This window comes from Mobiluncus curtisii subsp. curtisii ATCC 35241 (genome assembly GCF_000146285.1).
In the GTDB taxonomy this organism is placed as follows: Bacteria; Actinomycetota; Actinomycetes; order Actinomycetales; family Actinomycetaceae; genus Mobiluncus; species Mobiluncus curtisii.
Window position 1 is genome coordinate 851,699 of record NZ_GL385912.1, and the last position, 24,711, is coordinate 876,409.

The window sequence follows — 24,711 nt, forward strand, 5'->3', positions numbered from 1 at the left end:
GTAAGGGAAAGCTGCAGCAGGATGGGGCTTACGGTCAATCGAGTCCGCCAGGTACCGCAAGTTAATCAACATTCAGAGATTTTTTGGTGTCGGCTGGCGCGATTAGGGGTAAAAAGCAGTGGTGGGGACTTTGCAGTCCCCACCACAGACAGTTGCGATTAGTTGCAATCGTAAATACGCGGATCTCGCGGTACGTACGGATTGCTTCCTAAACCGGGAACTTGCCAGCCGGTGCAGCGCGCCCCGAACACTTGATCGTTGCCCAGCTGACCGTCGGGATTGTAGCCCCAGCACCGCGCGCCACCGTCACCGGTAATGGCGCAGGCGTGCGCCCACCCTACTGAAATGGCTTTCACATGGGTGTCTATCGAGCCTACGATACCAATCCGCACCGAAGAGTCATCGTTATCTTTAGCTGACTGACTCCTGCCGACCTGACCCGCATCGTTGAGCCCCCAGCAATAGACTCTGGAATTCGGCCCAATAGCACATGAGCTGTTACGTCCCAAGCTAAACCCTTTGATACTGCCCCAACCGGAAGCGGTATAAGACTGCGCGTGACGATGCACCGGGAATTGTCCATTTGTCGGTGCCATCGTCGCCGGATTAATGTCTTCAAAGAACTGCTCGCGAGAGTTGTATCCCCAGCAATGCATGGAATTCCCCATTTTGGCGCAAGCATAGTACGACCCGGTTTCCAGTTCAGTCGCCCCGTGTACCGAGGTCACCTGTCGAGGGGTCAGTGAATCTGCATAGGAGACGTTGGCTAGCCAGGGATAGCCTTTCCCAGCCACCTGGTTATTCGTGCCCTGACCCCAGTCATGACGGAACGTCCCCCAACAGTACACGTCACCATTGTTGGTCAGCGCACAAGAATAGGTTTCTCCAGTCACGACTTTCTTTGCAGCTTGAGGTATTCCAGAAACCGCTAGAGGCGTGGGTGATGAGGTCTTGTTGCCATTACCCAGCTGACCCCACTTATTGTCGCCCCAGCAATAGACCGTGCCGTTCGCGACTGCGCAGGAATGTCCCGTCCCGGTGGGAATCCAGTCCGCCCTGTCTTTACGGATAGACCAAGGACCATTGGTTTCTCCCGCCGCGGCAATGGAGGTCACTCCCGTGAGCGACGGCACCAGAGCGGGGGTGGTCCGGGAGTTGGTGTCCCCTTGTCCCAGTTGACCGGTAACGTTGGACCCCCAGCAGAAGGCATGACCGGCGGCATCATAGGCACAGCTGTGGGTCAGACCCGAAGAAACTTCCGCCACATTGGTCAATGTCGACACCAGAGCCGGTTTGCCCACGTTCGCATTGTGACCGGTAAAGGAGTGATACGTTTCCGGCAGCGGATCGGTGGCTAGGTTAAAGCCATAATTCGGCGAGGCGTTGCCAATTCCAATCTGACCGAAACGGTTTGAACCCCAGCAGTACAGGTTTCCTGATTCGGCAACGGCGCAGGTGTGGTCACCGCCCGCACTAATCTGGCGCAGTTTCTTGGGATCGCCTTGTCCGGTCGCAGGTTTGCTGTCAGGTTTAGCCCGCCCCTCTGCCAGACGTTTTGCGTCTTGCAAAGCTGCTGTCGGCACGGAGCCTTCTCCGCCCAATGCCACGATTTGCTGGGGTCGAGTGCTAGATAGATACTGAGCGACAGCTTGCGGAATGGTATTGCTGTGCGCCACCAGCAGCACCGGACCATCGGTGAGGCATCCTGCCACGACCGCATCCGCGAAAATATCCCCACGGGTCAGGTAAACCCGAGAGACCTGATTGGGATTACTGACCTTCGCGATTTCTACAGAAGTGGCGTAACGATTATTTCCTTGCAATGCCGAAACTATCCCGTAGTGAGAGTTTTGGAAGTTGTTAAACGTGGCAGCTCCGCCCAAACGCACCGGGCTACCGCCCAAACGCTCAATTTCTGCCTTTACCGCCTTGGCATCAGCGCCGTCGGTACGGGGAGCTAGAAGAATTGCGGCTCCGGGAACGGTTCCTCCCGCTACTGCATCCGGAGAGCCGGTCCCGTCAGGTCCTAACCCGTCTGCCAAGAGAACTTTACTGGGCTTCGCGGCGGGGAAGGCTCGTTTAGTAATTTCTATAGCTGTCAAGAAGCGGGTTTTGCCGGCTAGTCTCTCGGTCTTTCGACCTTGCGCGGCGGAATCCAGCACTGCTTTCGAGATTGAGCCTTCGCCGCCCAAAGCCACGACGCTCTCAGGGTTCATGCGCGCTACCGCTTGACGAACCTCCACCGGGGCAGTGCCTGATCTCGGAACCAGCAGTGTCGGACCGTCCGTTAATGCTCCGGCGGCGAGGGCATCTGCAAAGACATCCTGACGTGCCAAATACACGTGCTTGGCAGTGCTTGGGAAGCAATGCAAGCCCACGTTAACTGCGGTACTGATTCGGTTAGCTCCAGCGATTCGTTCGGTGACGCTATTGGCAGCCCAAGCCGGAGCAGCTAGTGCTGCCGCGCAGGCAAATGCGCTGAAATAGACGACAACGTCCCGCAACTTTCTCATATTTCCTCCAGAAATTAAGATTGAGGGTTCTGATTTGATTTAAATCGCATTCTAAAGTAGTCCTGCATACACAGAGGGCGGTTTGATAAAACTCAGATATTTTTCAAGAAGACCTCAGGAGGGATGTCTAATCAGACTTTTGCCAGCAGCTAAGCGTTTCCGATATACTTTCTCGATGTCTCATTTCAAGGCATCTCGATGGCTTTTGGAGGATTGCTAAGCATGAGCTCAGGCAAGACCGAGTTTAACGATGTCCGCGACACTAATCTGATTTCTCGCCGCTGGAACCTTATTAGAGCTTTTGGGACACGCGATTTGAAAGCGCGCTACAAGGGATCTTTTCTGGGCTGGGCGTGGTCTTTGCTGGTTCCTTTAGCCACGCTAGGCATCTACACAGTGGTGTTTAGTGTGATTTTTCGTGGCGCTCCTCCGCCAATGGGAAATGGTCAAACTATTTTCGTTCTCTGGCTGTTTGCGGGTCTGACCACGTGGACATTTTTTTCATCATCGATAAACGGAGGCATGGCAGCTCTGACCAGCTCCGGCGGAATGCTCCAAAAAGTGTATTTCCCCGCTTATGCCCCCGTCATGGGAGCGGGCTTAGCTGTCGGCGTGCAGTCGCTGATAGAAATCGGGATTTATGTCCTGGTGATGATTGTCCTGGGAAATATGAGTTGGACCTGGCTGTTGGTGCCGCTATGGATGATATTGTTCATCGCGGCCTGCCAAGCCTTCGCGGTGATTGTTGCGGTGCTCAACATTTACTATCGTGATTTGGCTCACCTCATCGCTATTGCTTTGCAGTTGCTGTTTTACGCGACGCCGATTATCTATCCCCTCTCCATGGTCAATGCCTCCTGGAAAGGGATCAGCTTAGCGTTCATAATCAAGCTGAATCCCCTCACCGAGTACATCGAGCTGTATCGTAATCTGGTTTACTCGTTGAATCCGGGTTCCCTCGGTCAGTGGGCGGTCTGCGTCGGTACTGCCATCGTGATGATGCTGCTAGCGTGGTGGGTATTAAGCAGAAAAGGTCGCGATCTGGGAGAGAGAATTTGAGCGATATTGCGGTTTCAGTAGAACACGTCACGAAAGAATTCGTCCTCCAAAACGAACGTCGTGATTCCCTCAAGGAACGCCTGGTAAAGGGGCGGTCTAAAGGCGGGAAAACTTTCCGAGCGTTAGATGATGTTTCTTTCCAGATTCCCAAAGGCTCGACTTTCGGACTGATAGGGCACAACGGTTCAGGCAAATCCACCATGCTCAAGTTGCTGGCAGGCGTGTATCGTCCCACCTCTGGAAGCGTCATGGTCAACGGGAAAGTGTCGGCTTTGCTGGAGCTGGGAGCGGGCTTTCACGGAGACTTGACGGGGCGTGAAAATATCTTTCTCAACGGCGCGATTCTGGGCTTAACCCATAAAGAAATCGAACACTCGATTGACGAAATCATCGAGTTTGCGGACATTGGTCAATTTATTGACGAGCCGGTAAAGGTCTATTCTTCCGGAATGTATGTCCGGCTCGGATTCGCCGTGGCGGTGACTTTAGATCCCCAAATCCTGATTGTGGATGAAATCATTGCGGTTGGGGACGAAGAATTCCAACGTAAATGCTTTGACCATTTGTATCAGCTTCGCAAGAAGGGCTGCACCATAGCTTTCGTTACCCATTCTTTGGGCTTGGCTCAGGATTTGTGCGACGAAGCAATCTGGCTCGATCACGGTAAGACTCAAAAATTAGGTAAGACCAGAGAAGTCATTGACAGCTATCTCAACGCGGTCAATTCTGCGGAAGCTGAAAAAGCCTCCGCGCAGAAACAGGACGTTTTAGCTCCCGTTCCACGCCAAGGATCCGGCGAAGTACGGATGTCCAAAGTCGAAATTATTGACGAAGCCGGGAAATCAGTGCCTTTTGCGGTGTTTGGCAAACCGCTAACGCTGCGGATTTGGGCTCATGCGGTAGAACCGGTCTCCGACGTGGAGGTCGGTCTGGCTTTCGTCCACCAAGATGGGATGACCTTGGCAGGACCAAATTCGGGAATGCAAAAGGTGAAGTATTCTTTCCCAATCGGTGATTCTTTCGTAGATTTTCACTGGTCGTCGCTGATGATTCAACCCGGCACCTACGGCGTATCCACTTCCTTTATTGATTCTGGACATCCCTATGATTATTCCGACCGGGAGTTCGACATCACTATCCGCAGCGAAAGCGCCATCCCCGATCCGGGTCTGGTTCGCCTCAACGGACAGTGGAGCCGCGAGATTAACGATTCTTTAGCCGGAAAGGATGCAGAGTCATGAATGATTCCGAGAACCCAGATTTGCGCGAAGAAAACAGGCTGCTGCGCGTGGCACTCGAACAGACAAAGCTAGATTTGGCGCGTGCCGGCGAGCAGGTTGAAAAACTCCAAGATGAACTGCAGCACCAGCGGATGTTCGCAGCCACAGCGATTGGTCAAGTGCAAGAAATGCGGGCTTCAAAATCCTGGCGCATCACCGCACCGCTGCGAGCTTTATCTCGTAAATCCCACGGAGCGAAGCAGCGAAAGCAAGATTCGGGACCAACTATTGTGCAATCCGGTAGAGACCAAATCACCGTGGAACGCGGAGACGAAACAGCCTTGACGACTGCCGAAAAAGTTGCGTTGGTCGCCTCTTGGAGTAAAGAGTGCACGGCGAGCAAGTCCGTTTCTGTCTATCTTCAAGAACTCGCGAAAAACGGCTACGCAACCGTCCTGATTTCTACTTGCGAAGCTCCCGGAAAATTGCAGTTCCCCCACGGAATTCCGCAGCAAACGATAGTGTTGCGTCGCCCCAATGTGGGATACGATTTCGGCTCGTGGGCGCTAGCGCTGGATCGCTACCCACAAGTGCGTCAGGCTGCGCACGTCTTGATTACGAACGATTCCATGATTGGACCTTTCGAGTCACTCCAAGATTTACTACGCCTGACCGAAGAGCCCGGACCTGACGTCACTGCCGCAACGCTTTCCTACCAGGTCAGCGGTCATTTCCAATCTTTCTTCGTGTGTTTTCACAATGGTATTTTAGATGCTGAGCCGTGGCGACGCTTTTTTGATTCCATCCAGGAAAAGAGCGACAAGATGAGCGTGGTGCTCTCTTACGAGTTGGGGATGCATGACGTTTGTGTCAAAAATGGTTTTTCCCATAAGGAACTGTTCCTTCCCACCGACTTGAACTCCGGAGGTGGCAACCCCACCTTAGTGTCGTGGTCAGCTTTGGTAGAGAAAGGTTTTCCTTTTATCAAGCGGACGATTTATACAGATCCGTCAACTGCCCCCGGTGGAGAATCCCTCAAGGAATTCGTACATTACCGTTACAACGAGGATTTAGAAGATTGGGTTTGAGATTCGCCGCCGATAACCTTTGGTAACCATCTCGAAAGCGAAACTACCGGAACAGAAAGAAGTCTAGAGTGCGTTTAAAGTTTCCCACCCCCGCTAGAGTTCGTCGAACCTTGGCACGCTACCGGCAGGCTGCACGGGTACGCGTATATAACGCCATGGAGGACGGGCGACTCAGCCAACTCTGGAACAAAAAACACGCCCCGGTCGACTATTTAGACTGGGTAGCACGTGGCGCAGGACGACGCGATTCTGGGCACCCGGATGCCTGGCGGGTGGACTCACAGTTCGATTTTGAGACTGACTGCCGCCTGGCGGTAGTCATGCATGTCTACTATCCAGACTTGGTCACAGAAATCGTGCAACGACTGAGTAATATCCCCGTCGAGTTTGACATGTTTATCACCAATGCCAGCGGCGCGGATTTACCGCTGCTCCCCCAGCAGATTCACGAACGTCTGCCCCTGTTAAAACACCTGGTAGTGGTCCCGGTCGAGAATCATGGTCGGGATATTTTCCCACTGGTTCAGCTGGTAAATTTCGGGGCTTTGGATCCCTACCAGTTAATTTTGAAAGTCCACACCAAGAAATCCGCTTGGCGGGAGAACCACCCCGATCTGGAAGGTTCCGGAGCCCAGTGGAAGGACGAATTCTTAGACGCACTGCTGGGAAGCAAAGATTCCGTAGAAAAAATCATGAGCGCATTTGGCGCTGACCCCTGGCTGGGATTGGTGACCGCTCCCGGTAACATCGTGGGACCCCAATTTTGGGGCGGAGATCAGGCACTGACTGCCGAGCTGCTGCGCCGGCTGGAAATGCAGTTGAAGCCTTCTAAACTCAAATTTGCCGCCGGTTCAATGTACTGGGTCCGTGGCTTCGTGATTCAAGGATTACGGTCATTGGGTCTTTCTGCCACAGATTTCGAGACAGAGGCAGGGCAGATTGACGCCACGACCGCTCACGCCCTGGAGAGAGCTATCGGAATTCTCACGACCGAGGCCGGATTGAAACTGCGCGAGACTAACCAGCTCGCTCTCCCGATGGATAAATCCGGTAACGACCACGTGGTCCCAGGCACTGACCACTATCTTGAGCAATCTTGGCAGCGGTTCAACCCGACCTCACAGATTCAGCCCATTGCTCGGTTTATCCCGTTTTATCTGCCACAATTCCACCCCACTATCGAGAATAACCGCTGGTGGGGAGCCGGTTTCACGGAATGGACGAACGTCACCGCTGCCAAACCCGTTTATCAAGGTCACGACCAGCCAAAATTGCCTTCTGATTTGGGATTTTACGATCTCAGATTGGACGAGGTTCGAATCGCTCAGGCAGAGCTGGCCGCCCGCCACGGAATCAACGGTTTCATGTATTACTACTATTGGTTCGCTGGCAAACGCTTGCTAAATCTGCCGGTGGAACGCCTGCACAGCGCCGACCCCGCAACGGTCAATATGCCCTTCTGCCTCATGTGGGCCAACGAAAACTGGACCCGCAGTTGGGACGGACGCAACAAAGATATTCTGATTGGACAACGTTACGATGACGTTCCAGCCGAAAAATTTATTGACGATGTGGTGGAGTTCCTGCGCGATTCACGCTACATGCGCGTCGCAGGCAAAGCCATCCTAGCTATCTACCGTCCCGCCCAAATTCCTAACTTTACCGACGTGGTGAAGCACTGGCGGGAACGTGCTCGTGAGCTCGGCATCGGCGAACTGTGGTTATTGAGTGTGGACGTAGCTACCGAGTTCGATGGATTGGGAGCCTCCGTGTCCGAACTCGGTCTGGACGGTTCTCTAGGTTTTCCTCCACACAACCTGCCCTGGGAGGGAGCACCCGCCGGAAGCGTGAAAATGCGCCGGAAAATGCGCGGTTCGGTGCTGTCCTACCCCGCATTGGTTCAGGTAGCAACCGAAAAATTACGCCGCCTGCCCAGGGAATTATCCCCCGGAGTTATGGTTAACTTTGATAACACCGCCAGACGCCAATGGAAACCCGATGTCTGGTATGGTGCCAATCCTTATTTGTTCCGCCGCTGGCTAGCTGCTGCAGCACGCTCTGTACTGGATCGACCAGCACCGGAACGCATCGTGTTTATCAATGCTTGGAATGAGTGGGCAGAAGGCGCGATTCTCGAGCCCACCCAAAGGTTCGGTAAGACCTATCTACAAGCAGTTCGCGACGTCGCCTTCGGGTAACCACCGCGAGGGGCAACTCGACCTAAATCGTGAGCAACCAGCCCACCGGGTCGACCACGCTCTGTCCGCGAACGCCGGCTAGGTGTAGAGACTCGATTGACCAGCCTAGCGCCCCAGCGACGCCACGTAGTCCAAAGTCGCCTGATAGTCCGGCAGCAGGTCCTGTTCACGAGCCTCGACCAGGCTCGGCGCGGCGGTGTCCTTTTCCGAAAGAATGACCTCCAGCGGTCGACCCGCCAAGTCGTGGTCGGGCCACTTGAGCGCCACCTCGGGATCGACCGGGGAAACCCCGTGTTCGCGCCCTGGATTGTAGCCCTCCGAACACAGGTAAACCACGGTGGAGTCATCCTCCAACGCGACGAAACAGTGCCCCAAGCCTTCTGAAAGATAGATAGCCCGGCGATGCTCACCCTCCAGCAGTACCGAGTCCCACTGACCAAAAGTGGGGGAACCCACGCGAATATCGACCGCAAAATCCAACACGGCACCGCGCGGACACATCACATATTTAGCCTGGCTGGGCGGCACTTCCGCGAAATGAATCCCGCGCACCACCCCGGCTTTGGAAATGGAACAGTTCGCCTGCACCAGGTTCAGCGGATGCCCCACGACCTCGGCAAACTCACCCATCTTGTACATTTCCATGAACGCCCCGCGCTCATCGGGGAACTGTTTAGGGGTAATCTCCCAAGCGCCAGCAATTTTTAGTTCGCGGTATTCCATCGCGTATTTCCTCCCTGTTCCGTGGCTGTTTCAGCCATCAATAGTTTAGTGGGTTTTTCCTCACGTGCAGAGCGAGGTCGGTCGGTCAGCGGGCAAATCCGCTGGCTGCCATCGTTTCGGCGTAGACCTCGTCGTATTCCGCAGCGATTGCGGACGGCGAATAGCGGTCCCCTTCCGTTTCGGCAATCTCGCGGGGTTCTATCGCGGCGGTCGCCGCCTGCAACTCCTGGCACGCCTGGGCCCAAACCTTCGAGTTCTTTTCCGACACGATGCGCACGAACCGCTCGGTATCCGCGCCAATCCACTGCAAATCGCGGGCGCCTTCGCCCAGCACCAGGGGGCGACCCGCCAGGAGCGCCTGGAGGGCAGGCACGTAAAAGTTTTCTTCCTTGGTGGGACCAATGAACAAATCCGCAGCGTTGAGGGCTGCCGTCACGCCGACCTCGGCAGCAGAGACGAAACGCACATACTCCTCGAGTTTCAGTTCTTTAATCTTTTCCTGGCTCCGAATCTTCGCGACGCCTTCACCGACCCAGGTCAGGGTCGCGTCCACCCCGGCGGCGCGCAGCGTTTTCACGGTGCGAATCGCCACTTCTGGCTGATGTTTCGCGTTGACCGCACCGACCGAAACCAAGCGCAGCTGACCTGCCACGCGCGGACGTGGGGCAAACTCACTATTAGCAGGAGCGGGGCTTGGCACCCCTGCCAGCTGCGGCACCGGGGGATAGAGCGGGGAAGGCACGATATAGGGCACCGCGGCGGTATAGGAGGCGAAGCGTCGGGCAGCAATATTCTCGAGCATTTTCACTGCCGGGGCGGTCAATCCGTCAGGTCGCAGCAAGATTTCCTCCACCGGCAAGACTTCCTGAGGCCAATCCATCGGGCTGGTCAGCTGCCACGGCTCGGTATGCACCCAGGCACAAGCCAGCTGTTCGTTCTCCCGCTCGGGCAACCCAAACGGAATCAGGGAACGCTGGTTCATGGTGTGAATAATGTCGAAACCGGGAGCTAGGGCGTACACAATCTGAGCAGCCCGTTCGAAGTCCTCCGGGGCACGCATTGTGTTCGGAAAGCCCCGCACATCCACGTTGGCGTCGGCGTAGTGGCTTTCCTCACCACCAGCCGCTTCGGAACGCAAATGCACCACCGTCACCTGGTGATTCATCCCGATAGCCTGGGCATTCATACGCACGAACACGCCGGAATTGGGTGATTCAATCGTGGGATATTCCGTAGTAACAATGGCAACCTTCATACTGTCCATTATGTCTCAATAGTGCGGTCAGGTTGCTGATTCTGGTTGATGGACTTGTATCGACTGCACCAGGGCGGGGGCACGGATTCGTTCAGCGCACGTGTCCGGGACAGGTGTCATAGTTGACACGGTACAGACGCTGACCGGTGAATTCGCCGCTCCTGGTGCCCACCGTGTTTTCCGCGATTTTTTGCAGCATTTGCGAGGGCGGACGAAAGATAGCGTTCGGTTCATTCCAAAACCAAATGTAGATGCCGTACCGCGAGCCAGCCGCCTGGGTGTCGTTGTCCGAGTAGTAGTGCGTCACCCCTTGTGCTTTCAGATAGTCACATGTTTTGGCGGAAATCTGACCGTCATAGAGGTCTTTCGTAACCGCTAGGGCTCGTCCCGTGGGATAGTTCAAAGCGGGACGCGCCACATGGACCCCACCCAAAATCCACCAAAACGGGGTGCCAATCTGCGGAGCACCCCAAATGACGGCATCGCGGGGCAAAGTCGGAGCCACCCGCTCAATAAACGCCTGTTCGGAAGCGGTGACCATCGTGCCGCGGACGATCACCGCCGGATCGTAGGAACCGTCAATCACCGTGAGACGTCCCCCCAAGGTGCCTCCGCACCCGCTAAGCAACACCACCGCAGCTAGTGCCCACGAAAACCACCGGTAGCTCCGCGGGCGAGCCCGCTCACGTGACCAGCCGACCAGCCGTTCCAAGCCGCGGGACAGGGCCAGTGACCCCAGTGGATAGACACACATCAACACCAGCGGGGCAATCCGACCGGACTGCAGGTACCAGGGTGCGGTGAGGAAGTATCCCGGCCACACCGGACCGGCTGCCAACAGGAAAAACGCTACGCTCATGACCAGCCCGCCTACCAGCCACAACAAACGACGCTGACGCACTAGCCAGACGCTAGCCACCACCGCTGCCACCGTATAAATCGCGCCTCCCAGCCCGAACCCCACAAAGAACGGTCCTTTCGGATAGTCCATCAGCAAACGCCAGGTCAGGTCCCAAGTGTGGTTGTGCGAGTTGGCAAATTTCGACATGGAAACCAGTCGGGGCACCAGCGCCAGCCAAAACCCGCCCCCCAGCAACACTGCAACCGAGAGGGGCACAAACAGTTTTACCCCTCGTGACACCTGCCAGCCGCGCCACCTGCGCCACCCCAGCACCAGCACCGGCACGAACATCAGCAGCACCAGATTGAACACTGCTGCCGGGTGGGTGCAGCCCAGACCTGCCAGCCCCACCAGCCACCCCAGGCTCATCCACGGGGCAAGCTGGGAGGACAGCAGGTTGCGGCGGAAGTTTTCGCGGACTTTTCGCGTGAGTCGCCGTACCGTTGACGGGGCAGAAGGTGCCCGACCGGGCGTGTCCGGGGACGTCCCGGCAGTCTCGTGGCGGGGATATTTCACCGGGGTGGGACGCAACCGATAGATGGCGACGGCAAAAATCACCATGCCTGGGGTCGCCAGGAGCGAGAAGGTGTAGGGCGGGGTCGCCAGGTTCGCCACATAGTTGGCGGTTAGGGTCGAGCTGGTGGCAGTACCCAAGGCAGTTAGAGCCGCGATGGTGCGGCTCGCCGCACCCGCACCTTTCCAAGCAGTCAGCGTCAAGAGGGCAAACAGCCCCAGCAGGGCAGGCCACAGCACCAACACCGCCGTCATGGCACCCACGTAAGCCTGTAGCGGGGAACCGGGTAGCAGCGCCACCAGGTTGTGAAAGATATTGGGATAATATGCCCCGACCCCTTCGTTCATAGGGGCTAACGTGATCCAGGGACTAGCCGATGCAAGCTCGCGCGTATAGCGAATTCCGGACAGGTGAAACACCACGTCCCAGGTTTGGGGAATCCGGGTCGCGACGCGAGTCGACACCAGATAAGGCAATGCCGACAGTACGGCACAGCCGGCAAACACCGCCCACAATCCCCCGGAAACGCCACTGGAAGGAACCCGGGGCCACGCCGCTCGTGACCCCGGACGCAGTGTCCACAGCCGACCCACCACGAAAGGCAGACAAATCACTCCCAGCAGGGGCAACGCCAGCCACGCCCGCCACGGCAACTGCAGCCCGATAGCAATCCAGGTCGCTCCTGCCCACATGCCCAAACTCACCGCCGGGGCGGCTACGACGCGCAGAGCTCCGTGAATCCCTAAACCCCACAGCACTGTCAGCCCCGGCACCAGCAGATAAACCAGGGCTACCAGCGTCGCACCAGTCAGCAACAGGGAGTTAATCAACGTCAGCGATTCCTTTCGGAGGATAATTTAATTCTAGCTGAGAGCGAGTCTCGAAGCTTTGCCAAGATTCTGAAAAGGTCCCTGACGACGACTATGATTTAGGGGACGAAAGGGAAGGCATATGGTTGCAAAAACGGTACAGGTCGTCGGATTGGGGTATATCGGACTGCCAACAGCGGTGGCTTTGGCAGGAGCCGGCATCACCATCAAAGGCATGGACGTGAATCCCACCCATGTGGATTCAGTCAACGCCGGAAAAGTACCGTTTTTAGAGCCCGGCTTGGATGAAGCCCTGCAAAAGGTTCATGCGCAGGGCTTGATTTCGGCTTCCACTCACGCCAGCGCGGCTGAGGCTTATATCGTTTCCGTGCCCACGCCTTTTAAAGGCAATCACGAAGCAGATTTAACTTATGTGATGGCGGCTGCCGACGAGATTTCTCCCTACGTGTCCAAGGGTGTTCTGGTCATTTTGGAATCGACGTCCCCGCCGGGAACGACCGAGGCTATGGCGGATCGGATTACCGCGAACCGACCGGAGCTGCGCGGTCAGCTGCTGTTTGCGCATGCCCCTGAGCGGGTGCTGCCGGGTCGGATTATGGTGGAGATTTTTGATAACGATCGCATTGTGGGTGGTTTGACTCCCGAAGCCGGAGACGCGGCACGGGAACTGTACGCCACGTTCTGCCGCGGTCAGATACGGGTCACCGACGCGAAAACAGCCGAGATGTCGAAGCTGGCGGAAAACTCTTTCCGGGACGTGAACATTGCTTACGCCAACGAGTTGGCCAAGATTTGTGAACGTCTAGGCATCGATGTGTGGGAACTCATCGAGCTGGCTAATCTGCATCCGCGGGTCAATATCCTCCGGCCCGGTCCCGGTGTGGGCGGGCATTGCATCGCGGTCGACCCGTGGTTTATCGTTGACGCGGCTCCCGAACTGGCGCGCCTCATCCGTACCGCCCGCGAGGTAAACGACTCACGTCCCGACGACGTCATTACCCAGGTTCGTTCCACTTTAGCCACGCTGCGAGGGAAAACCGACGAGCCGGTGAAAATTGCGGCTCTCGGCTTAGCCTTCAAACCCGATGTGGACGATTTGCGCACGTCTCCGGCAATTACTGTCGCGGCGAAACTTGCGGAACTTCCGGGCGTTACCGTCTTGGTCGCGGAACCCAACGTCTCGACCCTGCCTACCGCATTGAGCGATAAGCCCAACCTGAAACTGGTAGACCTGAACCAGGCTTTACGTGAAGCCGACCTGGTGGTTGGCTTGGTCGCGCACAAACAATTCAAGGCACTCGACCCAGCTGCAGTTACTCAGCCCGTGATTGATACCTGCGGAATTTGGCGCTAGCAGCGACGTGTCACCGCTACGTCAACGCGTCCACCGCACCCGTCACGGACGCCCTTGGGCAATGACCGCCTTTCTGCCCCTCACTTTTGTCTAAAATGGAACCGTGAGTAAACCGTGCGTATTGGTAATTTATGGCACCCGGCCGGAAGCCATCAAAGTCGCTCCCGTGGTGTTAGCTTTACAGGACTCTCAGCTGGATGTTAAAACCCTGACCACGGGGCAGCATCCCGAAATGGTTGCCCAGGTCAACAGCATTTTTGGGATTACCCCTGACTTTGCAATCGACGTGATGCGTCCCGGACAATCGCTCAATATGCTGGCTGCCCGAGTGCTGCAAGGCTTGGACACGAAATTGGCAGAAATCCGGCCCGACGCCATCATGGTAGAGGGGGACACGACCACGGTAATGGCGGCTGCCCTGGCTGCTTTCAACCTGCATATCCCGGTGGTGCATTTGGAGGCCGGGCTGCGTTCGGGCAACATCAACCTGCCCTTCCCGGAGGAGGCTAATCGCCGCCTGGCGGGGCAAGTCGCGGCGCTACACCTAGCGCCCACCCCGAAATCCCGGGACAACCTGCTGCGCGAAAACGTCGATCCCCGCCTGATTGCCGTCACCGGTAACAGCGTCATCGATGCCCTGCACTACGTGGTCGATACGGGTCAAGCTGGCGAGGGATTGTCCCCCGAGTTTGACGCCGCCTTGACACGTCCCGGACTGAAAGTACTGGTCACCGCGCACCGACGGGAGTCTTGGGGACAACCGCTACGCGAGATGGCTCGTGCGCTCGCGCAGTCCGCCACCGACCATCCGGAAGTACATTTCCTGCTGCCTGCCCACGCCAACCCCGCTGTGCGCGAAGTGCTGACCGAGATTTTGGGCAGCATTCCCAACGTGACCATTGGCGACCCTCAACCTTACGCCGCGTTCTGCGGACTGTTAAAGGGCTGCGACCTGGTGCTGACCGATTCCGGCGGGATTCAAGAGGAGGCTCCGGCGCTGGGCAAACCGGTTCTGGTGATGCGCGACACGACCGAACGTCCCGAAGCCATCGCCGCGGGAACCGCCCGCCTGGTGGGGACCACTTATGAGTCCGTCCACTCTGCTCTGGAAGGAATGCTGATTTCTCCAGAAGCCCGCGAGGTGATGGCCCACGCCGTGAATCCTTACGGGGACGGTCGCTCCGCCGCGCGGGTAGTGGCAGCTCTTGAACAGCTGCTGGGGGTCGGAACACGTCTCCCGGACTTCGAAGCCTGAGAATCCAACGATAGAATACCCCTGTGGCTAAATTGAAGATGCTGATTGTGTCCTACTCCCGACTGGTGTCTGACGCGCGGATTTTGAAACAAATTAACCTGTTCAAAGACGCTTACGAGCTGACCACCTGCGGCTACGGACCTGCCCCGGAAGGTGTGGCTCAGCATTATGAAATCCCCGGTGAAGGCACGTATTGGCAGCGCAACCGGCTGGCCACCATCTTGCACCTGTACACCTGGGCATATTGGTCCTCCCCAGCCTCCGCGTGGTGTCGACGCAACCTGCCACAGGGATATTTCGATGTGACTTTCGCGGACGATATTGATTCCATCGGGGTGGGGCTGTGGACGAAACCAAAACTTGGTATCCATGCTGACCTGCACGAATACTCGCCGCGGGAAAAGGAAGACGTCCCCAGGTGGCGAATGTTTGTGAAGCCCTACATGGAATGGCAGGTGCGTCATTTTGTGAAACGGGCTGACTCGTGTTCCACCACGGCTACGTTCTTTGCCTCTGAATATGAAAAAAACTTTGGCATTACACCGACGTTGGTCGTCAATGCCACCCCGTTCCATGATTTGCAGCCCACCGAGACTCCTGAAAACGATCCGATACGTTTAGTTCACGCCGGGACTTGCCGACCGGACCGCTTTGCGGAAGTCATGATTGATGCGGTTGCTAGTTTGCAAGATAGATATACCTTGGATCTGTATCTGGTCAACAACAACTCCAGCTACTTTACGCAGTTAAGCGAGAAATGCCGCGAGATACCCAACGTAAATCTGTATCCCGGCGTGCCTTACGATAAACTCATCGACACGTTGCACCGCTACGACCTCGGTTTTCACAACCTTCCCCCGGTGAACTTCAATAACCGTTACGCTTTGCCGAACAAGTTTTTTGACTTCATCCAGGCACGTATCGGAATGGTCATCGGTCCGACCCCGGAAATGGTCTCCCGCCTCGATGAGTACCAGCTGGGTCGGGTCGCCGCTGATTTCACGACAGAAGCGTTACGGGAGGCACTGGACAAAACCACTCCCGCAGAAGTCGCAGCGTGGAAACAAAATGCCCACCGCCACGCCCATGAACTGTCTAGTGAAAATGTCGTGGGGCTGTGGAAAGACGCTGTTGACCGCATCGTGGCAGCAAAGGGTTAACCCGGACGGAAATTAGCTGATGGACACCAACAATCGTCTGCGAGCTTGGCTGCGGAAACAAGCCGAGGCGCATCCCGTTTTGTCCAATATCAGCATCTTGGCGACGGGAACTGCCGCCAGCCAAGCCGTTGCCATCATTGTTTCGATATTCACTGCCAGAATTTTCACCCCGGAAGCATTCGGAGAATTTGCGCTCTTTTCCTCCATTTCCAGTATCTTCGTGGTCATCGCCACCCTACGTTATGACGTGGCAATCGTGCTGCCGGATACGGATGACGAAGCTCGCCAACTGGCCCGTCTCGCCACCCGCGCGAACCTGGTCGTATCGGTTTTAGCGACAATCCTGGCTTTTGTCACGCGACCAGTCGTGTTACAGGTGTGGGGTTCAGAAACATTGGCCACCTGGCTGCCGCTGGTGGGACTGGCGATTTTTTGTTCCGCCCAAGTCGCGATTTGGCAGTATTGGTACAACCGCCAGCGACAGTACCGCGTCATCGCGCTGAATCGCTTTGAGTCTGGCGTGGGTTCGTCTCTGGGACAGCTGGGATTTGGACTCGGAGGTATGCGCAGTTTCCTGGGGCTGATTTTCGGGAACTTCATTGGCTTGCTGTGGGCGCTGTTCAATCTGGGGCGCCAATCGGGAACCGTCTGGCATCCCGTGGCCCCCGATACCCCCCGGATGCGCGACATGGCACGCAAATACCGCAAAATGCCCCTGCTGAACCTCCCCAATGCGCTGGTGGATGCGGTGCGAACCAACGGTATTCAGATGTTGATTGGGGTCGCGGCGCTCGGTTCACTGGGCCAGTTTAACTTGGCTTGGCGAGTCCTGCAGGCCCCGATTGCCCTGTTGAACGGGGCGATCTCTCAGGTGTTCCTGGAACGCATGGCACGAGTGCAGCCGGGACAGCTGACCGGACTGGTGCGGGCGGTGATGAAACGCGCCTTCCTGTTCGGGGTGGGTCCTTTCGTACTGCTGTGGGTTGTGGCGCCGTGGCTGCTCCCCTTCGTGTTTGGTCCCCAGTGGGTGGAAGCTGGCTTGATTACCCGCGCATTGGTGCCATGGTTGGCGGTAAACTTGATAACTTCCCCGATTTCTGGGGTGTTCGTGGTGACCGGGCGGCAGGCCTGGATTTTATTGCACGCCATCTTGTTTACCGCGATTCCCCTGGGTTGGCTGGCGTTTTCCCCGCTGGATTTCCTGTCAACCCTGCAGATTTTGAGCCTGATGATGGCAGTGATGCTGCTGATTTTGCTGGTATTGGCGGACCTTGCCGCCCAAGCCTGGGACCGGAATAGTGGAGCAAAGGAGACCAAAAACAGTGACCAAGAATGATACCACCGTAGTTATCGCCTGCCACGACCCCAACCGCCCGATTCGACGCGCGGTCGCTTCAGTGTTACGTTCCAGCGGAGTAAATGTGCTGGTCGTAGCCCATAATACGGATTCAGAAGGGATGCGCACCGCCTTGGGCCCGCTGGCCTCCCGGGTGCGTGTGGAGCCGTTTACGGATGGTATCCCCTCCCCGGCGGGGCCATTCAATCACGGGTTAGCCATCGCAGACACCCGCTTCGTGTCAATCATGGGTTCCGACGATGTCCTGGAAACGGGGGCAGTCGATTATTGGCGTGCGCTGGCGAAACGTTGGGACGCTGCTATGGTGTTGACGCGACTGCACCGCGGAAAAGCCCGCCGTCCGATTCATGCCCCCGCAGTTCGCCCTTGGCTCTACGGGATAGCAGACTTTGCCAAAGATCGGCTCTATTATCGTTCCGCCCCGTTGGGGTTAATGCGTCGCGAACGCCTGGAGGAACTGGGACTACACATGACTCCTGACTTTCCGGTGGGTGAAGATATTGCTTTTTCGATGCGACTCTATTCTTCGTCTCCAGTGGTGGTGCAGCGTCGCGGACCCGGCTACCTGGTCGGCGAAGACGCGAAAACGCGGGTCACCACTACGTCTCGACCGGTAGATGTGGAGCTGCAACACATCACTGATTTGTTGTCTCGGTCTTGGGTGGCAGATTGGAGTGCAGAAATGCGCGCCGGGGTGGCAATCAAGACTCTGCGGATTCACGTTTTTGGACTGTTACTGAACCGAGAAATGGATTTTTGGACACCCGCCCAACGTGTCTCTCTGGCGGCGATTGCCCAATCTTTGTGCGATTTTGCCCCCGGTTGTGAGCGGGCTTTCTCACGAGCTGACACGGCTTTGTTGCATGCCATCTTAAACCCACAATCCCCCAATGAACAGCTGCTCCAGTTAGCTCAGGCTCGGAGTCGGTTCTTTACGCCCGCAGCCCTCGTTCCGGCGTATGCACAAGGGTGGTGCCACCGGGAGGGACCACTCCGTTTTGACGTGGCTAGTTTCCTGGTGCGCTAACTTTAGCTCGACGCAAACTAAGGGCACCACGCGACCTGACGCCCCGACCTTGTGCGGTCTACCAGCCCCGCCAGGAAGGCAGCCGCTCCAAAAGTGCGGGGTCCCCCGCCACGGCGGCCTCATAAACTTTCCGGTAGGACTCCCCGACGGTTTGGCTGGAAAAGGCTGCGCCGATACTGGCGGCAATAGTCTCGGCTCCAGGCGCGTCATCGGGGGTGGCAGTCAACAGTTCCGTCACCGCGTCCGCGTAGGCGGTCACGTCATGGGTGGCGATAGCCCGCCCCACAAAGTCGCGCATATACTCAGGGTGACCCCCTGCCGTGCCGACCACCACGGGACGACCGTTCAGTATCGCTTCGGCGCAAGACACAAAGAAATTATCGCCGTGAGTGGGACCAATAAACAGGTCTGCTGCCTGGAGTTCCGCCGAAACTCCGCCCTCCCCGGTATAGGGCAAAGGTCCGGTCAGTCGTAAAGGCAGACCGTGATTGGTCGCATAGTCACGCGCGGCTTCTTCCAAAGGTCCCTGACCCACCCAAGTCAGTTCCGCCCGACGCCCTCTGTGGCACAGTTCCTCCACGACTTGTAGCGCAAAAATAGGATCCTTGCGTTCCACCAGTCCCCCGACTGAAATCAGACGCCAGGGCTCTGGGGCAGGTAGTTTCCGCGGGGTAAGGTCAGGCACCGGCTCTACGACGCAGGGCACTTCTACCGTGGGGCGATGCCGATATTGGCGGATAGGCTGGGACAGATAGGGGCAAACGGTAGTGACAATGTCCGGAAGTTTCTCCAGCCGAAAAATGACTTTTCGAGCCTGTCGTAGCAGTGGGGTCAGTGAGTCAGGGTTCGTCAGCCCGGACCAGTGCTCAGTGTGTACCCACGGCACCTGAGGGCGCGCCAAAGCTGTAGGCAACAGGGTGGACATCGCCATCGAGTGAATCACGTCGGCGTCCCCCACGGAACTGCGCAGGTGACGTGAGGCTGACACTGCCGAAAGCGGGTTGAGTGGCTGGAACGCGATTCGCAGCCCCGCGATGCCTTCGTATTGGAAACGTTGCGGGGAACCTCGGTGATCCGCGTCCAAATGAACGACTCGCACTTGGTTCCCGGCAGCGGCAATCGCATGTAAATCCTTCACCACAAAAGCACCGCTGGAGGGACGCTTCTGATGAGGAAACCAGGTAGTTACAGCCAAAACACGCACCTGACCAGTCTACACTGACCCAGACTCACGGTGATATCTAAGTATCGAGCGCCGACTGGCTTTTCCCCCTAAAATAGGGGTATGAGCAGCGCTGATTCCCCTCGAGTCCTGCACTTCAATGATTGTGCTAACGTCGGGCAGTCCCTGGTCCGCGCTGCCCGGCAGCAGGGTTGGGATTGGGATTATCTGTCGCCCGCCTTGGTGCGTCCCCAGGTCAATCCCGGATCCGGTCTGTCACGACTGGCTTGGACCCCATATTTCTTCCGTCGCTGGTCCCACCTGCGACGAACGGATGTGGTGCACGTTCACTACGCCACTTCGGTACCGCTGATTCACCAGTCTCCCCTTCCGCAGCGTCCTTACTTTCTGCACCTGCACGGGAGTGACATTCGTCGCCGCTGGAAAGAAGCACCGTACCATGACCAGGTACAGCGTGCCATCGACGAAGCTCAGGCAGTTTTTTACACAAACCTGGACACCATCGAAGAAGCCACCACCGCACGTGGCGACGCGGAATATATGCCGGCTTTCGTCCAGACTGAGTTCCTGCCGAAGTGGCAGCTAGAGCACAATGCCCCGAAAATTATTTTCACCTCGCGCTGGGATGACGACAAAGGCATTGCAGAACAACTACAATTCGTGAGCGAACTGCGACGGGCTTTCCCCCAGATTCCCTTGGAAGGCTTGGATTGGGGCTACGGCGCCGCAGCGGCGAAGTCTCTGGGCGTGAAGCTGCAACCAAAAATGAAACATGCGGATTACTTGCAGTGGCTTGCCGGCGGGACCCTCGCTATCGGTCAAGCCAACCGCATTCTCGCTGTCTCTGAATTTGAGGCTATGGCTATCGGTTTGCCCTTGGCGGCGCTCGGTTCCCGGATTCCTCGCCCGGATGACGGCAGCACCCCTCCCGTTATCGAAGGAGACATGGAAACCGTTATGGCAGGAATTGCTCAGGCATTGCCAGATCCTCCGGCAATGGCTGCCGCTCTGGGGGGCAAAGACTGGGTGTATAGTCACCACCAGGCTTCGCCTTATGCTGTTCGCTTGGAGAAACTCTACCGCGACGCTATCTGAACTGACGCAGTCTGTACCAGAAACAAACAGGTTCGATTCTTTAAGCGTCAGTCGCCAGTTTGGCGCCAGCAAAAGCCGTGGTCGCGTCGCTGTCCGCGCTGGCACCACCGCCAACCCGCAGGTAGCGCGCGGTGGGGAAACGCGAAGGCGTGAGAATGCCGCGACCGTCAAAAATCACTTTCGCCCCGGGCAAGTCCGACTCGGACAGTTCCCGGTATTGGGCGTGATCAGCCTGCAGGATGGCGGCTTCGACCGGCTCGCCCAGGTGATAAGGCTCCCAGCCAAAGCCACGCAGCTCCTCGTCACTAAACATCGGGTCGTGCACCACCACGTGCGCCCCGCGCCGCGAAAGCTCCGCGACAGTGGTAAACACGCCGGAAAACGCGGTTTCTTTGACGCCGCCGCGATACGCCGCCCCCAGCACCACCACGGTTGCCCCGGACAGCGCCGTGCCCTGCTCAGCGAGGGCTTGTGCGAGACGTTCCACCACGTAACCCGGCATTTCCGAGTTTGCCACCCGGGCGGAACGCACCACGGTTGCGTCAGGGTCAGTCGAGAGATACAGGCGGGGATAGACCGGGATGCAGTGCCCACCCACAGCGATGCCGGGACGGTGAATGTGGGAATACGGCTGAGAGTTACAGGCGTTAATGACTTTCATCACGTCGATCCCGGCGCTATCAGCGAAACGCGCGAACTGGTTAGCCAGCCCGATGTTCACATCCCGATAGGTTGTTTCGGCCAGTTTCGCCATTTCGGCAGCTTCGGCGCTGCCCATATCCCACACGCCGTTGGGCTGAGGCAGGTCGGGGCGCTGGTCAAAATCCAACACCGCGCGATAGAACTCGAGACCGCGCCGAGTCCCTTCCGCGCTCAGCCCGCCCACCAATTTCGGGTAGCGACGCAGGTCAGCATACACTCTCCCGGTCAACACGCGTTCGGGGGAGAACACCATCCAAAAGTCCTGGCTCTCTCGCAGACCGGAGAGTTTTTCGAGCATCGGCTGGAAACGGCGCCGAGTCGTGCCCACCGGCAGGGTCGTTTCATAGCTGACCAGCGTGCCGGCGGTGAGATTTTCTCCAACGGAAGTCGTGGCGGCGTCCATAATCGCGAGGTCTGGCTCCCAGGTCTGGTCATTGACGAACAGTGGCACCACGATTACGACCGCGTCCGCGCCGGGAATTGCCTCAGCATAGTCCGTGGTGGCGTGCAGCTGCCCGGTCGGAACCAGCTTTGTCAGGTAATCACCCAGGTGAGCCTCACCCGGAAACGGCTCCACCCCACTGTTGATGGACTCAACCGTGCGCGGATTGATGTCTACCCCCACGACCTGATGACCCTTTGACGCGTATTGCGTCGCCAGCGGCAGACCAATCTTTCCCATTCCCACAACAGCGATTTTCACGGCGTTTCCTTTCCTTCGCGACACTTTCGCGATGTCTTCTGGGCGTCTGGGCGTGAACTTGGCGCCATCCGTCCACGGTTGATTTTACGCTAGACGAGTCCCCCGGCGGGCAAGAGTTCCTGCGCCGTGACCGGCAACCGAGCTGACAAACCGGGTCAAGGACGCAAATTAGCTCTGCGCAGCGTGCTCCCGCAGGACCTTCACGACCTCTTGCGCTGCGGCACCGGTTCCGTAGGGGGTGGCGGTGGTTGGCTCCGGCAGAGGTCGGGTTGCCGACTGGACCAGGGAAGATGGCTCCGCCAGTTCATTCCAACCCAGCTCAACCGTCTCTACCCACTCAGTTTGAGGTCGCACCGTGGTGGCAGGAACCCGCAGCAAGAACGCTTCCTTTTGCAGTCCGCCGGAATCCGTGACAATGTGGCGGGCTTGCAACGCTGCCGCTACCAGCTGCGGATATGCCAGCGGTTCGTGCAAGTGAATGGCTCCACGGGTCAGGTTCACGCCCGCCGCCTCCGCTTTGGCGCGCAAGCGTGGGTGGGCTAGCAGCACGACGGGGAACGGTAGGTCTGCGAGAGCCGCCACCACGGTCTCGAGACGGCTCGAATCGTCAGTATTTTCGGCTCGGTGAATGGTGGCAAGGGCGTATTGAGAGGGCGCCAAGCCGAGTTCGGCGGGAATCGGGTTCGCAATCTGCCCGGATTGCACCCGGTCGCGGATGGTGAACAACACGTCAGTCATCACGTCTCCCACCAGGACCGAGCGATTCTGCAAACCTTCCTCTGCCAGGTGGCGCATCGCGACCTGGGTGGGTGCCAGCAGTAAATCCGCGGCGTGGTCGGTTAGCACCCGGTTGATTTCTTCGGGCATGTCCCGGTTAAAGGAACGCAGCCCGGCCTCCAGGTGTGCGACCCGCTGGTGAATCTTTACCGCCGCTAATGCCCCCGCCAGTGTCGAGTTTGTGTCCCCGTAAACCAGCACCCAGTCCGGCTTGGCATCGGCAATGACCGGTTCCAACTCGACCAGCATTCGCCCGGTTTGCACCCCGTGACTGGCACTGCCCACGTTGAGATGTACGTCGGGACGCGGAATCTCCAGGTCTTGAAAAAACACTTCGGACAGCATCGGGTCGTAGTGCTGTCCGGTATGGACAATCAGGTGTTCCACTGCAGTCTGGGCACACGCCCTCGCAATCGGTGCCAGTTTCACAAACTGGGGGCGCGCCCCCACAATCGACATGATTTTCACGTCTCTAACTTACCAATCCCGGAGCATCTGTACCTAGGCATGACCCGCTGGCACCCCACGGACCTGACGCCGGAATCTAGTGACGTATCCGCGCCAAAACCACCCGTGCCGCGTTCTGACCGGTCAAACGCAACGAACGGTGCTCCTGCACCCATTTTCGCGTCTCACCAGACCGCAACCGCCCCTCTAGAACGCTGGTCAATGCCATTTTCAAAACGTCGGGGTCATAAGGCAGAGCCAAACCTAACTGGTTTTCGGTGATGTCCGCGGCGGCTGGACCCGCGCCGACGTAAATTACCGGAGTCCCGCAAGCCAGCCCTGCCAGCACCTTGGTCGGGTAGGCAAAATCGTAGCCCTGTCCAGGTTTGATACTGACCAGGCAAGCTCGCGCCTGACGCTGCCACGCCGCGGCCTGTTCCGCAGACACTTGATCAAACAGAATCCGACCCGGTTCTAGACGCGCGGCAATCTCGTGCATAGTAGCGAAAGAACTGCCCTGCCCCAGGAACAGCAGGCGGGCGCGGGGAAACTTCGGGGCAATTTCTGCAAACACCTCGGCAAAAATTTCTGCCCCCTGCCATTCCGAGGCAGTGCCGGCATAAACCAGCCAATCCGTCTGTGCGACCTCATCCGCGCTCAACCCAGCCACTGGCAGCGGGTCAGGACCTAGCTCGGTGAACACCTCGGTATCAATCCCATTTTCCACCACTGCCACCCGCCGGGCTCCCAGCTCCTGACAACGCGCTGCCACCTGGTCAGACACGGCGATGACCGTGGCGGCTCCACGCAGGGCGAAACGTTCCACCACCCGCAACGCCCGCACCACCCAGCCCGGAGCGCTCGTCTGCGCCGCATCTGACCAAATATCAGCCGCGTAATAGACGTAAGGACGGCGTTTCAAAGCTGCCAAAACTCGCAGCATCGCCCCCGTGGTCGGCGGCGGCTCGCTGACATAAACCCTGGGGCTAGGGGCGCAAAAGAGCCGGAAAAACGCGGGAATATCAAAACTCATATAGGGCAGGTAGCCGCGGATATACCCGGTTTCGTCGCGTTTAGCCTGGACTCGTTGGACGTGCAACAGGTCCCCCACGTCGGTTTGCGTTTCGACTTGCGCCCGCGCATCTCGGTCAGTGCCGGGGGCAGGAATAGTGGTCAGCACGCTTACGGCGGCACGTTGTTCTAGCAGGGCTTTCACCAGGGCTTCGAGCCGGAACGACGCCGCGGCCGGCTCCGGAGCAAAAATCCGGGACACCACGGTGACATCAGGACGTAGGCACATAGCTCTATTCTTTCCCAGTTTTGCGTTCATAAGGGCGGATTGGTTGCATT

18 protein-coding genes are annotated in these 24,711 nt (G+C 57.6%); 10 read left to right on the top strand and 8 right to left on the bottom strand.

Going from position 1 to position 24,711, the window contains the following annotated elements:
- Positions 1-158: 158 nt before the first annotated feature.
- Positions 159-2,513, bottom strand: a complete 2,355-nt coding sequence (locus HMPREF0574_RS03810) for a cell wall-binding repeat-containing protein (RefSeq protein ID WP_004007374.1) — start codon at positions 2,511-2,513, stop codon at positions 159-161.
- A gap of 198 nt (positions 2,514-2,711) precedes the next feature.
- On the opposite strand from HMPREF0574_RS03810, the gene HMPREF0574_RS03815 reads away from it, so the two are divergent.
- The 4 genes from HMPREF0574_RS03815 to HMPREF0574_RS03830 all read left to right on the top strand — a co-directional run bounded on the left by HMPREF0574_RS03815 (position 2,712) and on the right by HMPREF0574_RS03830 (position 8,078).
- Positions 2,712-3,572: an ABC transporter permease gene (locus HMPREF0574_RS03815; protein ID WP_004007375.1), complete on the top strand. Its 861-nt coding sequence runs from the start codon at positions 2,712-2,714 to the stop codon at positions 3,570-3,572.
- Complete coding sequence (locus HMPREF0574_RS03820; protein ID WP_004007376.1) at positions 3,569-4,813, top strand: ABC transporter ATP-binding protein; 1,245 nt, start codon at positions 3,569-3,571, stop codon at positions 4,811-4,813. The genes HMPREF0574_RS03815 and HMPREF0574_RS03820 overlap by 4 nt, the downstream gene beginning before the upstream one ends.
- Complete coding sequence (locus HMPREF0574_RS03825) at positions 4,810-5,880, top strand: rhamnan synthesis F family protein (RefSeq protein ID WP_004007377.1); 1,071 nt, start codon at positions 4,810-4,812, stop codon at positions 5,878-5,880. Before HMPREF0574_RS03820 ends, HMPREF0574_RS03825 begins: the two co-directional genes overlap by 4 nt.
- A 68-nt stretch (positions 5,881-5,948) precedes the next feature.
- Entirely contained in the window at positions 5,949-8,078 is a 2,130-nt protein-coding gene (locus tag HMPREF0574_RS03830) for a glycoside hydrolase family 99-like domain-containing protein (RefSeq protein WP_236585823.1), read from the top strand.
- Between the two features lie 105 nt (positions 8,079-8,183).
- On the opposite strand, the gene HMPREF0574_RS03835 is transcribed toward HMPREF0574_RS03830, so the two are convergent.
- The 3 genes from HMPREF0574_RS03835 to HMPREF0574_RS03845 form a co-directional block, all read right to left on the bottom strand.
- Complete coding sequence (locus HMPREF0574_RS03835) at positions 8,184-8,801, bottom strand: dTDP-4-dehydrorhamnose 3,5-epimerase family protein (RefSeq protein ID WP_004007379.1); 618 nt, start codon at positions 8,799-8,801, stop codon at positions 8,184-8,186.
- Between the two features lie 85 nt (positions 8,802-8,886).
- Positions 8,887-10,056 (bottom strand): glycosyltransferase family 4 protein, encoded by a 1,170-nt coding sequence (locus HMPREF0574_RS03840; RefSeq protein WP_236585822.1) that lies wholly within the window; start codon positions 10,054-10,056, stop codon positions 8,887-8,889.
- Positions 10,057-10,147: 91 nt separating this feature from the next.
- The gene (locus tag HMPREF0574_RS03845) at positions 10,148-12,301 is read right to left on the bottom strand and encodes a DUF6541 family protein (RefSeq protein ID WP_004007381.1); all 2,154 of its coding nucleotides are present in this window, start codon (positions 12,299-12,301) and stop codon (positions 10,148-10,150) included.
- Between the two features lie 121 nt (positions 12,302-12,422).
- On the opposite strand from HMPREF0574_RS03845, the gene wecC reads away from it, so the two are divergent.
- The 5 genes from wecC to HMPREF0574_RS03870 all read left to right on the top strand — a co-directional run bounded on the left by wecC (position 12,423) and on the right by HMPREF0574_RS03870 (position 18,454).
- Complete coding sequence (gene wecC, locus HMPREF0574_RS03850; RefSeq protein ID WP_004007382.1) at positions 12,423-13,655, top strand: UDP-N-acetyl-D-mannosamine dehydrogenase; 1,233 nt, start codon at positions 12,423-12,425, stop codon at positions 13,653-13,655.
- Positions 13,656-13,776: 121 nt separating this feature from the next.
- Entirely contained in the window at positions 13,777-14,910 is a 1,134-nt protein-coding gene (wecB, locus tag HMPREF0574_RS03855; RefSeq protein WP_004007383.1) for a non-hydrolyzing UDP-N-acetylglucosamine 2-epimerase, read from the top strand.
- Between the two features lie 38 nt (positions 14,911-14,948).
- Positions 14,949-16,070, top strand: a complete 1,122-nt coding sequence (locus tag HMPREF0574_RS03860; RefSeq protein WP_036325057.1) for a glycosyltransferase family protein — start codon at positions 14,949-14,951, stop codon at positions 16,068-16,070.
- A 19-nt stretch (positions 16,071-16,089) separates the two neighbouring features.
- Complete coding sequence (locus tag HMPREF0574_RS03865; RefSeq protein WP_004007385.1) at positions 16,090-17,406, top strand: lipopolysaccharide biosynthesis protein; 1,317 nt, start codon at positions 16,090-16,092, stop codon at positions 17,404-17,406.
- Positions 17,393-18,454 (top strand): glycosyltransferase, encoded by a 1,062-nt coding sequence (locus HMPREF0574_RS03870; protein ID WP_169303842.1) that lies wholly within the window; start codon positions 17,393-17,395, stop codon positions 18,452-18,454. Before HMPREF0574_RS03865 ends, HMPREF0574_RS03870 begins: the two co-directional genes overlap by 14 nt.
- Before the next feature lie 58 nt (positions 18,455-18,512).
- Here HMPREF0574_RS03870 and HMPREF0574_RS03875 read toward each other — a convergent pair whose 3' ends face one another.
- On the bottom strand, positions 18,513-19,595 hold the full coding sequence (locus tag HMPREF0574_RS03875) for a glycosyltransferase family 4 protein (protein WP_004007387.1): 1,083 nt from the start codon (positions 19,593-19,595) through the stop codon (positions 18,513-18,515).
- A gap of 144 nt (positions 19,596-19,739) precedes the next feature.
- Between HMPREF0574_RS03875 and HMPREF0574_RS03880 the strand changes: the two genes are divergently transcribed.
- On the top strand, positions 19,740-20,732 hold the full coding sequence (locus HMPREF0574_RS03880) for a glycosyltransferase family protein (RefSeq protein WP_004007388.1): 993 nt from the start codon (positions 19,740-19,742) through the stop codon (positions 20,730-20,732).
- Between the two features lie 40 nt (positions 20,733-20,772).
- Here the strand turns inward: HMPREF0574_RS03880 and HMPREF0574_RS03885 are convergent, their stop codons facing one another.
- The 3 genes from HMPREF0574_RS03885 to HMPREF0574_RS03895 form a co-directional block, all read right to left on the bottom strand.
- Entirely contained in the window at positions 20,773-22,137 is a 1,365-nt protein-coding gene (locus tag HMPREF0574_RS03885) for a nucleotide sugar dehydrogenase (RefSeq protein WP_004007389.1), read from the bottom strand.
- Between the two features lie 168 nt (positions 22,138-22,305).
- Positions 22,306-23,382, bottom strand: a complete 1,077-nt coding sequence (gene wecB / locus HMPREF0574_RS03890) for a non-hydrolyzing UDP-N-acetylglucosamine 2-epimerase (RefSeq protein ID WP_004007390.1) — start codon at positions 23,380-23,382, stop codon at positions 22,306-22,308.
- A 76-nt stretch (positions 23,383-23,458) separates the two neighbouring features.
- Positions 23,459-24,661 (bottom strand): glycosyltransferase, encoded by a 1,203-nt coding sequence (locus HMPREF0574_RS03895; protein ID WP_236585820.1) that lies wholly within the window; start codon positions 24,659-24,661, stop codon positions 23,459-23,461.
- Between the last annotated feature and the right edge of the window lie 50 nt (positions 24,662-24,711).